The organism is Rhodococcus sp. NPDC058639 (genome assembly GCF_042717545.1).
Taxonomy (GTDB): domain Bacteria; phylum Actinomycetota; class Actinomycetes; order Mycobacteriales; family Mycobacteriaceae; genus Rhodococcus.
Window position 1 is genome coordinate 432981 of record NZ_JBHXRF010000002.1, and the last position, 13368, is coordinate 446348.

At 67.9% G+C, this 13368-nt stretch carries 11 protein-coding genes and 3 pseudogenes; 11 read left to right on the plus strand and 3 right to left on the minus strand.

Features of this window, described 5'->3' with window-relative positions; translation table 11 throughout:
• Positions 1-183: 183 nt before the first annotated feature.
• The 3 genes from pdxH to ACFWU2_RS05025 all read left to right on the plus strand — a co-directional run bounded on the left by pdxH (position 184) and on the right by ACFWU2_RS05025 (position 3487).
• Positions 184-837 carry a pyridoxamine 5'-phosphate oxidase gene (pdxH, locus tag ACFWU2_RS05015; RefSeq protein ID WP_378602351.1) on the plus strand — a complete coding sequence of 218 codons (654 nt, stop codon included), beginning with the start codon at positions 184-186 and terminating at the stop codon, positions 835-837.
• Positions 834-2102: an MFS transporter gene (locus ACFWU2_RS05020; RefSeq protein WP_378601851.1), complete on the plus strand. Its 1269-nt coding sequence runs from the start codon at positions 834-836 to the stop codon at positions 2100-2102. The genes pdxH and ACFWU2_RS05020 overlap by 4 nt, the downstream gene beginning before the upstream one ends.
• A 140-nt stretch (positions 2103-2242) precedes the next feature.
• Positions 2243-3487: an MFS transporter gene (locus ACFWU2_RS05025; RefSeq protein ID WP_378601854.1), complete on the plus strand. Its 1245-nt coding sequence runs from the start codon at positions 2243-2245 to the stop codon at positions 3485-3487.
• A gap of 29 nt (positions 3488-3516) precedes the next feature.
• On the opposite strand, the gene ACFWU2_RS05030 is transcribed toward ACFWU2_RS05025, so the two are convergent.
• Positions 3517-4392 carry a LysR family transcriptional regulator gene (locus ACFWU2_RS05030; RefSeq protein WP_378601858.1) on the minus strand — a complete coding sequence of 292 codons (876 nt, stop codon included), beginning with the start codon at positions 4390-4392 and terminating at the stop codon, positions 3517-3519.
• Between the two features lie 165 nt (positions 4393-4557).
• Between ACFWU2_RS05030 and bla the strand changes: the two genes are divergently transcribed.
• From bla to ACFWU2_RS05065, 7 genes and pseudogenes are all read left to right on the plus strand, one after another.
• Entirely contained in the window at positions 4558-5532 is a 975-nt protein-coding gene (gene bla, locus ACFWU2_RS05035) for a class A beta-lactamase (protein ID WP_378601860.1), read from the plus strand.
• A gap of 88 nt (positions 5533-5620) precedes the next feature.
• Positions 5621-6604, plus strand: a complete 984-nt coding sequence (locus ACFWU2_RS05040) for an aldose 1-epimerase family protein (protein WP_378601863.1) — start codon at positions 5621-5623, stop codon at positions 6602-6604.
• 263 nt (positions 6605-6867) lie between these two features.
• Positions 6868-8166: a citrate synthase gene (locus ACFWU2_RS05045; protein ID WP_378601866.1), complete on the plus strand. Its 1299-nt coding sequence runs from the start codon at positions 6868-6870 to the stop codon at positions 8164-8166.
• 53 nt (positions 8167-8219) lie between these two features.
• Positions 8220-8567 (plus strand): annotated as a pseudogene (locus tag ACFWU2_RS05050) (FKBP-type peptidyl-prolyl cis-trans isomerase); the annotation flags it as partial.
• 3 nt (positions 8568-8570) lie between these two features.
• Positions 8571-8942 (plus strand): FKBP-type peptidyl-prolyl cis-trans isomerase, encoded by a 372-nt coding sequence (locus ACFWU2_RS05055; RefSeq protein WP_378602354.1) that lies wholly within the window; start codon positions 8571-8573, stop codon positions 8940-8942.
• 122 nt (positions 8943-9064) lie between these two features.
• Positions 9065-9151, plus strand: a pseudogene (locus ACFWU2_RS05060) (AraC family transcriptional regulator); the annotation flags it as partial.
• A pseudogene (locus ACFWU2_RS05065) lies at positions 9152-9250 on the plus strand (VOC family protein); the annotation flags it as partial.
• A 64-nt stretch (positions 9251-9314) separates the two neighbouring features.
• Here the strand turns inward: ACFWU2_RS05065 and ACFWU2_RS05070 are convergent.
• A complete protein-coding gene (locus ACFWU2_RS05070) occupies positions 9315-10640 on the minus strand; it encodes a sensor histidine kinase (protein ID WP_378601869.1) in 1326 nt (441 codons plus the stop codon).
• A 1-nt stretch (position 10641) separates the two neighbouring features.
• Positions 10642-11325 (minus strand): response regulator transcription factor, encoded by a 684-nt coding sequence (locus tag ACFWU2_RS05075; RefSeq protein ID WP_378601872.1) that lies wholly within the window; start codon positions 11323-11325, stop codon positions 10642-10644.
• Between the two features lie 146 nt (positions 11326-11471).
• Here ACFWU2_RS05075 and ACFWU2_RS05080 point away from each other — a divergent pair, with 146 nt between their 5' ends.
• Positions 11472-13271, plus strand: coding sequence for an acyl-CoA dehydrogenase (locus ACFWU2_RS05080; RefSeq protein WP_378601875.1), 1800 nt, complete (start codon positions 11472-11474; stop codon positions 13269-13271).
• Positions 13272-13368: the final 97 nt, after the last annotated feature.

A 13368-nucleotide genomic window follows, 5' to 3' on the forward strand; every position in this document is an offset into this window, starting at 1 on the left:
ATCCGAGCCGCACTGCCGGTGGAATGAGGACACCGGTGACTGTGATCGGCACCCCACTCGAGTCGTCAGGTGAACTCTAGTCCTCGACCGCGTGCCTTCGGGCGTCGGCCGTCCCGGAGTACCGTCTCGTCCGTGCAGCCCGAACCACCGCGCCGGCACGTGCCGGCAGACGATCTCGCGTCGATGCGTGCCGACTACAACCCGTCGGACCCGGCCGACACGCTCTCCGCCGATCTCGGGCCTGCTCTCGTCTCCGACGGCTGGCTGCCGTTGTTCCGGCAATGGCTGGCCGCCGCCGTCGAGGCCGTCGTGCCCGAACCCAACGCGATGGTGCTTGCGACCGTCGACGACAACGGCGATCCCGCGACGCGGACGGTGCTGTGCAAGGCCGTCGGACCGGATGGCATCACCTTTTTCACGAACTACGAATCGGACAAGGGGCGCCATCTGGCCGCGCACCCGTACGCGTCCGTGACCTTTCTGTGGCTGCCCCTGCACCGCCAGGTCACCCTGCGGGGCCGGGTGGATCGTGTCGCACCCGAGGAGACCGCCGCGTACTGGCGGACCCGGCCGCGCGGGTCGCGGCTCGGCGCGTGGGCGTCACAGCAGTCGCGGCCGGTCGCCTCCCGCGCCGACCTCGAACACGCACTCGTCGAGGCCGGCAGAGAATTCGGCCTCGGATCCGACGACGACATTCCCGTACCGCCGTTCTGGGGCGGATTCCGGATCCATCCGGACACCGTCGAATTCTGGCAGGGGAGACCCGACCGTCTGCACGACCGGCTTCGCATGCGGCTCGTGGACGGAGCGTGGTCCGTCCGGCGTCTCCAGCCGTGAGACGCATCCTCGCCGACACCACCCCGCTGCAGAACAAGGACTTCGCGCGGCTGTGGTGGGCCGGTGTCGTGACCGTGATCGGCGCCCAGATGGCGATTGTCGCGGTGCCGCAGCAGATCTACGAGATCACCCGGAACTCGGCCTACGTCGGGCTCACCGGTGTGTTCGGTCTCGTGCCGCTCGTCGTGTTCGGGCTGTGGGGCGGCGCGCTCGCGGACGCGATGGACCGGCGCACCCTGCTGACCATCACCTCGGTCGGCCTCTGCGTCACCTCGTTGCTCCTGTGGGCACAGGCCGCAGCGGGTTCGGGCAACGTGTGGGTGCTGCTCGGCGTGTTCTCGGTGCAGCAGGCGTTCTTCGCGGTGAATCAGCCCACCCGCGCGGCAGTGATCCCGCGTGTGCTTCCCACGGGCCAGATCGCTGCGGCGACCTCGCTCAACATGACCGTGGTGCAGTTCGGCGCGATCGCCGGTCCGCTGCTTGCCGGGGTGCTTATCCCGATGGTGGGGTTGTCGACCCTGTACCTGCTCGACGCCGTCTTCCTGCTCGCGACGCTCTGGGCGGTCGTCCGGCTGCCCCCGATCCCGCCGCTGGGAGAGGTGACGCGCGCGGGACTGCGCGCGGTGCTCGACGGATTCCGCTACCTGTCCGGGCAGAAGATCCTGCTGGCCTCGTTCGTCGTCGACATCGTCGCGATGGTTTTCGGAATGCCGCGCGCATTGTTTCCTCAGATCGCTCACGAAACCTTCGGGGATCCGGTGCAGGGCGGATTCGTTCTCGGCGTGCTGTTCGCGGCGATGTCCGTGGGAGCCGTTGTCGGCGGCGTGTTCTCGGGGTGGCTGCCGAGAGTGCGGCGGCAGGGGCTCGCGGTGATCGTGTGTATCGCCTTGTGGGGCGTCGCGATGGCCGGATTCGGGATCGTGGTGTGGTTCGCCGATTCGGGCGGGAGCGCGCTGCTGGTGTGGCTCGCGGTCGCCTTCCTCGCCTTCGGAGGGGCCGTGGACATGGTGTCGGCGGCGTTCCGGTCGACGATGCTGCAGACCGTCGCGACCGACGAGATGCGTGGCCGGTTGCAAGGAGTCTTCATCGTCGTCGTCGCCGGCGGTCCCCGGATCGGCGACGTCCTGCACGGTGCGGCCGCCGCTGCGGCCGGGACCGCGGTTGCGGCAGCGGGTGGCGGTGTCCTGGTGGTCGTCGGCGTCGCGGTGTGTGTCTTCGCGTTCCCCGCCTTCGTCCGGTACCGGGTCGAGAGAACCCTGTCGTAGGGCGCGCTCCACGCGGCGGTGGCGGAACTCACCCCTGACGAATTCGAGGTGGGCGGGTCCGAAGCGGAAGATGGAACGAGCCGGACACAGCCGTCCGGACTTTCCTTTGCGTACCTCGTGCACTCCCCGAAGGCTCTCTCATGACCACGGCTCCCGCCTGCCCACCCGACGACGTCCGGATCGACGACGGTCCGCGGGCAGGCCGCACCCGCGCGATGTGGGCACTCGCGCTCGGTGGTTTCGGGATCGGCACCACCGAATTCATGGCGATGGGCCTGCTTCCCGATATCGCGACGGGGCTCGGTGTCTCCGAGCCGACCGCCGGGCACGTGGTGTCCGCGTATGCCGCCGGCGTCGTGGTCGGTGCGCCCCTCATCGCGACCCTCACCGCCCGGGTACCGCGCAAGACGCTGCTGATCGCCTTGATGGTCGCGTTCACGATCGGTAACGCAGCGACGGTGCTGGCGCCGGGCTACGGCGCGCTCGTGGCCTCCCGGTTCGTTGCCGGCCTGCCGCACGGCGCGTACTTCGGCGTCGCCGCGATCGTCGCGGCGCATCTCGCGGGACGGGGACAGCGGGCGCGGGCCGTCGCGCTCCTGATGATGGGACTGTCGGTCGCGAACGTGATCGGGGTGCCCGCCGCGTCGTGGTTGGGTATGGCACTGGGCTGGCGCACCGCGTTCGGTCTGGTCGCGGTGATCGGAGTGGCCACCGTCGCGGCGGTCGTCGTGTGGGTGCCGGACCTGTCCATCCGTACGACGAGCGTGCGGACCGAACTGGGTGCTCTGCGCCGGAAGCAGGTATGGATGACCTTGGGCGTCGCGACGATCGGCTTCGGTGGTGTGTTCGCGGTCTACACCTACATCAGCACCACCCTGACCGACGTCGCAGGCGTACCGAAATCGGTGGTCCCGGTCGCCCTGATGCTGTTCGGGCTCGGCATGGTCGTGGGCAACGCGGTGGGAGGCCGCCTCGCCGACCGCGCGCTGGTGGCGGGCATCTTCACCACCATGGGTGCCCTCGGCGTGCTGCTCGCCGTGTTCGTCGTCGCGGTGCACAACCCGTACACGGCTCTGGTGATGGTGTTCCTGCTCGGCGCCGGGTGCGCGGCGGTCGGTCCGGGACTGCAGGTCCGGCTGATGGATGTCGCAGACGATGCCCAGACTCTCGCGGCGTCGCTCCACCACGCCGCGTTCAACCTCGCCAACGCGATCGGCGCTGCGATCGGCGGTGCGGTGATCGCCGCCGGATTCGGGTACACCGCACCGGCCGCTGCCGGAGTGATCCTCGCGGCGGCAGGTGTGCTCGTCTTCGCGATCGCGGTGCGAATGAAGGACGACAGCGACTCCACGCGGGGGAAGGCAGCGGCCGCCGACGCGCGGTGACCTCTGTCCGGGCCGTCGGGATGTACGGCTCAGCGCACCCGTTCCCGGAACACCACCCGATCGAGTGCCGCGACATACCGGTCGATGTCGGCGCCGGTTCGCCACACGAGACGCACCTGCAGCGCGGTCGCGGCGGGGGCCAAGTGCAGCCACGCGACCCCCGGCGCCGAACCGGGCCTCGTGGTCGACATACCGAAATGGGTGCCCGCAGCCACTGCGGCGAGGACGGCCCGGTCGTCCGGCGCACTCGTCGTGTCGACCTCGAGGCCGCGTTCGCGCAGTAGGTCACGCACGGCGTCGAAGGCCCCGGGGTTTCCTGCTCGGGGTGGGGCTGCGAACGCCAGATCGGAGAGCATCGGGAACCGAGGCCGTTCGATGTGTGCGCTGCGATGGTCCTTCGGCACGACGACCCACCGCGGAATCTTGGTGACGGGCCCGGCCTCCACGCCGTCCACGAGCGTGGGAAGTTCGACCACGGCGAAATCGCATTTGCCCGACCGCACCGCATCGATCAGGTCGACGGTGGTCCCCGATTCGGTCGTCACTGCCGCATCGGTCTCGGCGCACAAGGCCGCGACGCATGCGGTGAGCAACCGGTCCGGCAGCGCGACGCAGGCGCCCCAGCGGACCACTGCGCGGGCGCCTGCCACGCGGACCGCTTCCGTGAGAAAACGGTCGGAGTCGTCGATGAGCGACCGGGCGTGGGGAAGCAGTTGCGCGCCGGCGGACGTGAGAACGGCACCCTGCTGCGTGCGGTGGACGAGCGGGGTCCCGATGTACTCTTCGAGACGCCGAAGTCCTTGGGACAGTGGAGGTTGCGTCATTTCCAGGTCGGCTGCGGCGCGCCCGAAGTGTCCTTTGTCGGCGACCGCGACGAAGAACCGGAGATGACGGATCAGATCCATGGCCGACATTCAACCAGCGTCTTCGACGCCGTCCCCGGTTTTACCGGAAGTGCGGCCACTGCCGGAGTCATATAGGGCTGTCACCAGCGACGATACGTTTTCCGACTTGCTTCGGCCTCGGTAAAGTATTGGCATCGGAGAGAGCTCGGATGCTGTTGTAGCCGCATGGCAACACCACCCGCATTCGACCGAACGGCACTGTCCCGCAGAGGCTTTCTCTCCGGTGCCGTCGTCCTGTCGGCCGCTCCGATCCTGGCGGCATGCGGCGCATCCAGCACGGTGCCACCGGATGCGACCCCGGCTGCGAGGGGTGTACCGGAGACACAGTTGCGTCTGCCCGCGCTCTACACACGTCTCGCCCGGATCGAGAACGACCACAAGGTCCGTCTCGGGGTGTTCGCGCACTCGCCGATCGACGGGCGGACCTGTTCACACCGCGCCGACGAGCGATTCGCGATGTGCTCGACCTTCAAGATCTACGCAGCGGCCGGAATTCTGCGTCTCGAATCCCTCGGCCGGCTGACCCTCGACGAGACCATTGCGGTCGAGCCCGCCGACATCGTCGTGAACTCGCCTGTGACGACGGAACATCAGGGCCGCGTCATGACCGTCGGTCGCTTGTGCGAGGCCGCGCTGACCCGAAGCGACAACACCGCCGCGAACCTCCTGTTGCGACGCATCGGCGGCCCGGACACGGTGACGGCCCTGGCGCGGGCCGTCAACGACGGGGCGACTCGCCTCGATCGGTGGGAACCCGAACTGAACGAAGCGGGGCGCGGCGACGAGCGCGACACCACGACCGCCGCCGGGCTCGGAGCGGGGTGCCACGAACTGCTTCTCGGTGCGGGGCTGCCGCCACAGCAACAACGCACCCTCGCGGGGTGGATGCGCGGGAGCCTCACGTCCGACAAACGCATCCGCGCGGCACTGCCGCCGGGCTGGACCGCGGCCGACAAGACGGGAGGAGGCCACCACGGAACGGTCAACGACGCCGGGGTCGTGTGGTCGCCGCACGGGAACCCGCTCGTGCTGGTGGTGCTCTCGGATTCCACCACCGGTGACCCCGACGTCCCGATCGACGACGTCCCGACGGTGGTGGCGACCGCGGCCGTGATCGAGGCCATGACGGCCGGCATGTGATCCGGGACTGCCGGACAGGTTTGCAGTACGGAGAGGTCAGGCGCCCGAATGGGTAGTGCGATCGCCCGCAGCCCGCAAGACTGGGTACATGTCCGACTCGATCCACCACTCGCAACGCGATCACCCGACCGAATCCCGGCCGGGAGACGGTCCCGCGCACTACGTGATCCGCGGCGGCGGTTACCGGGCCGAAGTGTCCGAGGTGGGCGCTGCAGTGCGTGAGCTGGTGTACGACGATCCGTCCGGCCCCTACCGGCTCGTCGAGAGCGGGCCTGCCGAGCAACCGTGGCTGTACGCGGGCGCCGTGCTCGCCCCGTGGCCGGGTGGCGTGCGCGACGGCCACTTCTTCTTCGACGGAATCGAACACCAACTGGCGGTCACCGACCCGCGCCGGAAAACCGCCGTGCACGGCTTCGCCTGGAACAAGAAGTGGGACCTGGTGTCGCACACGGCTACCCGTGTCGAGCAGGCGCTCGAGGTCGGAATGCAGAAGGGATGGCCCTACCGGTTGCTGCTCACCGCGACCCACGAACTCGGTGAGTACGGGCTCGTTGTCACCCACACCGCGACCAACATCGGCGATTTCCACGCACCGTTCGGTCTCGGAGTGCACCCGTATCTGCGGGCCGGGGACACCCCCCTCGACGAGTGCACCCTGCACCTGGCGGCAGGTACCCGAGTTCCGATCGACCGCGAACGGGGTCTTCCCACCGCGTACTCGCAACCCGTCACCGGTACCGAGTACGACTTCACCGCACCACGCTCCCTCGCCGGTGTACGGCTCGCGACACCGTTCAGCGCGCTCGACGAGGACGCCGACGGTGTGGTGCGTCACCGTCTCTGCGGGCCCGACGGGCGCGGTGTGGAGCTGCGAACGGTGCCGGAGTTCGGGTGGCTGTATGCGACCACCGAGACGGCTGGGTCAGGGGGTGCTGCGGAGCGTTCGCTCGCACTGATTCCCGCGACGTGCCCTCCCGATGCGTTCAATCTGGGTATCGACGAAGTGGTCCTGCAGCCGGGGGAGGGCTGGGACGCCAGTTGGGGCCTCGGTGCGGTGGGTTTCTCCGGGTGACGCACGGGCGCCACGAACGGCAGGTGGCGGGGTGGCGATGGTGCTACCACACGGATCGCGTACGATTACCCCAGGTAAGCGGCGTGCGCCGACCTTGCGGCGGAGTCTCCGAGGGTGCGGGCCGACGTCCGACGTCGATATCAACGAAACACTGTGCGGGGACTTTCGACCGACCCTGGCTGGGCGTACACGCTGCGTTACGGCTAGGTTCTACCTGAATGTTCGGAAGTTTCTCGTAGGTCTGAGCTTGAGAGGGATCCTTCGTGCCCGCTGAGAATGAACCCACAACCGCCCTCAGCTACCCCGGTGGCGAGCACGCGATGTCGATCGCCAAAGCAACGGAAGGCAATGACGGTATCGAGCTGGGCAAGCTCCTTGCGGAGACCGGGTACACCACCCTCGACCCCGGTTTCGTCAACACTGCCTCCACCAAGTCGGCGATCACGTACATCGACGGTGAGAAGGGCATCCTGCGTTACCGCGGGTACCCGATCGAGCAGCTGGCCGAGAAGGCCAGCTTCATCGAGGTCAGCTACCTGCTGATCTACGGCGAGCTGCCCACGTCGGACCAGCTCGAGACGTTCACCGACAAGATCCGCCGGCACACGCTGCTGCACGAAGACCTCAAGCGCTTCTTCGACGGCTTCCCGCGTAACGCGCATCCCATGCCCGTCGTGTCCAGTGCGGTCAACGCGCTCTCGGCGTACTACCCGGATTCGCTCGACCCGGACGACTCGGAGCAGGTCGAGCTGTCGACGATCCGTTTGCTCGCCAAGCTCCCGACGATCGCCGCCTATGCCTACAAGAAGTCCGTGGGCCAGCCGTTCCTCTACCCCGACAACTCGCTGTCGCTGGTCGAGAACTTCCTGCGGATGACGTTCGGTTTCCCGGCCGAGCCGTACGAGATCGACCCCGAGATCGCCCAGGCTCTCGACATGCTGCTGATCCTGCACGCCGACCACGAGCAGAACTGCTCGACGTCGACGGTGCGTCTGGTCGGCTCGTCGGACGCCAACCTGTTCACGTCCATCTCGGGCGGCATCAACGCGCTGTGGGGCCCGCTGCACGGCGGTGCGAACCAGGCTGTGCTGGAGATGCTCGAGCAGATCAAGAACTCGGGCGGCGACGTCAACGAGTTCGTGCGCAAGGTCAAGAACAAGGAAGACGGCGTGAAGCTCATGGGCTTCGGGCACCGCGTCTACCGCAACTACGACCCGCGCGCCGCGATCGTCAAGAAGACCGCCGACTCGATCCTCAAGAAGCTCGGTGCAGGCGACGAACTGCTCGACATCGCCATGAAGCTCGAAGAGGCCGCGCTCACCGACGACTACTTCATCGAGCGCAAGCTGTACCCGAACGTCGACTTCTACACCGGTTTGATCTACCGCGCTATGGGCTTCCCGGACCGCATGTTCACCGTGCTGTTCGCGCTGGGCCGCCTGCCGGGCTGGATCGCGCACTGGCGCGAGATGCACTCCGACCCGACCCTCAAGATCGGGCGCCCGCGCCAGATCTACGTCGGCCACACCGAGCGTGACTACAAGGGGATCGATCTTCGCTGACCGATCTGTCCGAGCGCGTGCGACGACTGCCACTCGACAAGGGAGAAGGACCTGTGAGTAAACCGGAGATCGAGTTCCAGGAGGGCCCCGCGCCCACCGAACTGGTCATCAAGGACATCACGATTGGTGACGGTCCCGAAGCTACGCCGGGTGCGGTCGTCGACGTGCACTACGTCGGTGTCGAGTTCGACACGGGCGAAGAGTTCGACTCGTCGTGGAGCCGTGGCGAGTCCATCCGCTTCCCGCTCGCCGGTCTCATCGCCGGCTGGCAGGAGGGCATCCCCGGCATGCGTGTCGGTGGGCGTCGTCAGCTGACGATCCCGCCGGAACTCGCCTACGGTCCCGCCGGATCGGGCCACCAGTTGTCGGGCAAGACGCTCGTGTTCGTGATCGATCTGCTCGACGTGCAGGTCCAGCCCGAACCGCCGGTCATCGAGAAGTCGGAAGGCCCCGCACCCACCGAACTCGTCGTCGAGGACATCACCATCGGTGAAGGTCCCGAGGCTCAGCCCGACGCGACCGTCGACGTGCACTACAAGGGTGTCGAGTACGAGACCAACGAAGAGTTCGACTCGTCGTGGAGCCGCGGCCAGTCCGTCGCGTTCCCGCTCGGCCGGCTGATCCCGGGCTGGCAGCAGGGTATCCCGGGGATGCGGGTCGGTGGTCGCCGCAAGCTGATCGTGCCGCCCGAACTCGCGTACGGTCCGGCCGGCTCCGGTCACCCGCTCGGCGGCAAGACGCTGGTGTTCGTGATCGACCTGGTCGACCTGCCGTAGCAATTCGTTCGTGAGGGCCCGAGTCCGGTGTATGCCGGCTCGGGCCCTTGTGCATCCGGGCGCATCCACGAGCACGTGTCGGCTTTCGCTGTCAGACTGGAACAATGGCAGCACGAGTGCAGGTGCCGGCGGAACTCCTTCCGCACCTGCGCCGCGCCCGCGACGTCGCCGACCGCGACTATGCGGAACCGCTCGACCTCGGCGAACTACGGCCGTACGGCATCGAAGCCGTGATGCGGAACAACTCCGGCAATTGGCCGGTGCTGGTGGAGACGCGGGAGTACACCGGAGAGCCCTTCCCGCACTGAGCAATTCGGACACAATGTGCCCTCGCGGGAATCGAGTCGGTGCGGGGAACGTCACCAGTGCCGATCATCGATCGCGGGGGCGCGTGTGAGGCAACCGGATAACGAGGCGGGCTCCCCCGAGCGGACTCTCGTCCAGGTGTGCGTCACCGCCGTGCAGGGTTGCCTGCTGCGCGACGAGTGCCAGTCCGAGCCCGGACCCGGTCTGGCGGGAATTCGATCCGCGCCGGAACCGTTCGAACACTGCCGAGCGTTCGTCGGCGGGGACACCCACTCCGTCGTCGTCGACGATCAGGCTGGTGGCTGCATCGTCCCTCGAGACGGTGATCCGTACGAGCGATGCGCCGCCGTGCCGGACGGCATTGGTGATCGCGTTGTCCACCACGAGTCGCAGGCCTGCGGGTAGGCCGCGCAGCGTCCGGCCCGCATCCCCTCGCACGTCCACGGTCAGGCCCGGATATCGGCGCATCGCGTCCGCGGCAGCGGTGTCGCAGATTTCGACGGGATCGACGTCGACGAAATCGCGGTCGGTGGACAGATCGCCTCTGGCGAGGCGTTCGAGGTCGTTGAGGGTCGCTTCCAATCGTGCTTGAGTGCGCGCGAGGTCGGTGAGTATCTCGGACCGGTCGTCCGCCTCGAGGTCGAGGGTCGTGAGTACTTCGATGTCCGTCCGCATCGCCGTCAGGGGCGTCCGCATCTCGTGTGCCGCTGCCGCCGCGAAGTCGCGCGCTGTGGCCAGCGCGGCGTCGGTGGCGGCACGCGCGCGTGCCACGTCGTCGAGCATCGCGCCCACCGCCGACGCGAGTTCGTCGGCTTCCGTGACTCCGGACGGGCGTGGGGAGAGATCCCGGTCGCGGGCGACGATCCGGCGGGTGAGGTCGACGAGCGGACGCACCGCGCCGCCGCCGAGCAGCCAGCCGAGGCCGGTCGCGGCGGCCACTGCGACGGCGCCGGCGATCAATACCTGCCGGTGTTGATCGGTGGTCACATCCTGCGCTTCGGCCAGGAGCACGGCCACCGACATCAGACCCCGATTCGATTCGATGGGGGTGGTGTACGCGCGGTAGTCGATTCCGTCGAGGGTGACGGTGTGCGCGCCGGGTTCGAGGACGGGCAGTTCCGTGGGCGTGCTCGCACGCAGCGCGCCGTCGGGTTCCGCGCGGATCGTCATGGCGAACGCACCGCCGTCGCCGAATACCGGCAGGAACAATTCGGCGGCCGCGGCGTTGGCTGCCAGCACATCGGCGGCGAGGTCGAGGCGTCGGTCGAGTTGTGCCAGATTGTTGCGCGAAATTGCCAGCGCCACAATTACACCCAGGATTCCCACGACGATGGTCGTGCCCAGCGCGGTCGCGGTGGCCACTCGGGCGCGCAACGAGAACGAGCGGGGCATCTCACGGCTCCCGGAGAACGAAACCGACGCCGCGCACGGTATGGACGAGCCGGGCGCGGCCACCCGATTCGAGTTTGCGGCGAAGATAACCGACGAACACGTCCACGACGTTGGTGTCGGAGGTGAAGTCGTAACCCCACACGAGCGACAACAGGCGTTCGCGGGAGAGGACGATGCCCGCATTGCGGGCCAGGACCTCGAGGAGTTCGAACTCGCGTTTGGTCATGTCCACGGGATCGCCGTCGACGAACACCTGCCGGCCAGCCGGTTCTATGCGCAGAGCGCCGACCCGCACCGCCTGATCATCGGCCGGGGCGCGCCGGCGCAGCATCGCTTTGATACGCGCGACGAGTTCGGCGAGGACGAACGGTTTGGTCAGGTAGTCGTCGGCGCCGGATTCGAGCCCGGCGATGCGGTCGTCGACGGTGTCGCGGGCACTGAGCACGCAGATCGGGATGTCGTCCCCCGCACCGCGCAGGGTGGTGATGACGGCCGTCCCGTCGAGACCGGGCATGTTCATGTCGAGCACCATCACATCGGGCCGCTCGGCCTCGACGACTTCCAGGGCTTCGGCACCCCCGGCGGCGGTCAACACCGAGAACCCGGAGAGGCGGAGACCGCGGTGCAGGGAGGCGAGGACGTCCGCGTCGTCGTCGACGACCAGCACAGAAGGGGATCCGCTCATGAAGGGCAGTATTCCCGTATTCGTGGCGTCGGCGCCAAGCATCGCGCGGTACCGTGCAACCCACGGCTGCCACCCCGCCGGTCGACCGGCGCGCCCGGATTGCTCTACTGGGTGCGCGCTCGGTACTCCGCCGAAAGGACCCCTCCATGCCTGCTCCCGTGCTGTCCCGCCGCGACCTGGACTTCTTGCTGTACGACTGGCTCGACATCGAGTCCCTGACCACCCGTTCGCGGTTCGCGGAGCATTCCCGCGAGACGTTCGACGCGGTGCTGGACCTGAGTGCGGACATCGCTACGAAGCATTTCGCGACGCACAACAAGAAGGCTGATGCCCAGGAACCTCGGATGGACGAGGACGGTCGCGTCGAGATCATCCCGGAGGTCAAGGCCGCACTCGACCTGTTCTCCAAGGCGGGGCTCATCGCCGGCGGGTTCGACGAAGCTCACGGCGGCATGCAGTTGCCCATCGCGGTTCTGCGCGCGTCGATGGCATGGTTCCAGGCGGCGAACGCAGGCACCTCCGCGTACCCGTTCCTCACCGCGGCCAACGCGAGCCTGCTCGTCGCGCACGGCAGCGACGAGCAGATCGCCACCTTCGTGCCGCACATGCTCGAAGGCCGATTCTTCGGCACCATGTGCCTGTCCGAGCCGCAGGCAGGCTCGTCGCTCGCCGACATCACCACCAAGGCCGTGCCCGTGGGCGACGGCACGTACCGCCTGACCGGAACGAAGATGTGGATCTCCGGCGGGGACCATGAATTGACCGAGAACATCGTGCATCTGGTGCTCGCCAAGATTCCGGGAGGCCCCGCCGGCGTCAAGGGCATCTCACTGTTCATCGTTCCCAAGTTCCTCGTCGACTCCGACGGCACGCTGGGCGACCGGAACGACATCGCCCTGGTGGGCCTCAACCACAAGATGGGCAATCGCGGCACCACGAACACATTGCTGAACCTCGGCGAAGGCACATACACACCGGGCGGAGAGGCGGGAGCGGTCGGCTATCTTCTCGGGGAGCCGAACAAGGGCCTGTCCTACATGTTCCACATGATGAACGAGGCACGGATCGGGGTCGGATTCCTCGCGACCTCGCTCGGCTACGCCGGATACCTCCAGTCGCTCGACTACGCACGCACCCGAACTCAGGGCCGCCCACTCGGAGCGAAAGACCCGGCTTCCCCTCAGGTGGCACTCGTCGAACACCCCGACGTACGCCGGATGCTGCTGGCGCAGAAGTCCTACGTGGAAGGTGCGCTGGCGCTCGGCCTGTACTGTTCCAGACTCGTCGACGAACAGCGGACCGCACCTGACGAGGCGGCCCGGTCGCGCGCGGGACTTCTGCTGGACCTGCTCACCCCGATCGCCAAGTCGTGGCCGTCGCAGTGGTGCCTCGAAGCCAACAGTCTGGCGATCCAGGTACTCGGCGGTTACGGGTACACCCGGGAATTCGATGTCGAACAGTACTACCGCGACAATCGCCTCAACCCCATTCACGAAGGCACCCATGGCATTCAAGGCATGGACCTGCTGGGCCGCAAGGTGATCATGCAGGGTGGTGCCGCGCTCGCGGTGCTGGGGGAGACCATCGGTGAGACCGTGACGAAGGCGCTGGACGCAGGTGGCGACGCCGCGGAGTACGCACAGCAGTTGCAACGTGCCGTCGTACGGGTGGGGGAGACGACCACCGCCCTGTGGTCGACCGGCGATCCGGCTGTCGCGCTGGCGAATTCGACCGTGTACCTCGAAGCGGTCGGGCATGTGGTGGTCGCGTGGATCTGGCTCGAACAACTCCTCGCCGTGGGCGAGCGTGACGGCGCTTTCTACGACGGCAAGCGCGCGGCGGCCCGGTACTTCTTCCGATTCGAACTTCCGAAGACGGGGCCGCAGTTCGATCTGCTCGCGAGCCTCGACCGCACCACGCTGGACGTCGATCCCGCCGTCTTCTGATCCGGTGTCGGGGGGGGCGCCGCCCCCTGACGGCGGCCCCGGGCCCGGCCGGGCCCCCCGCGGGGGATAGGGGGGCGGGGCGGCCGGGGGCGGGTGG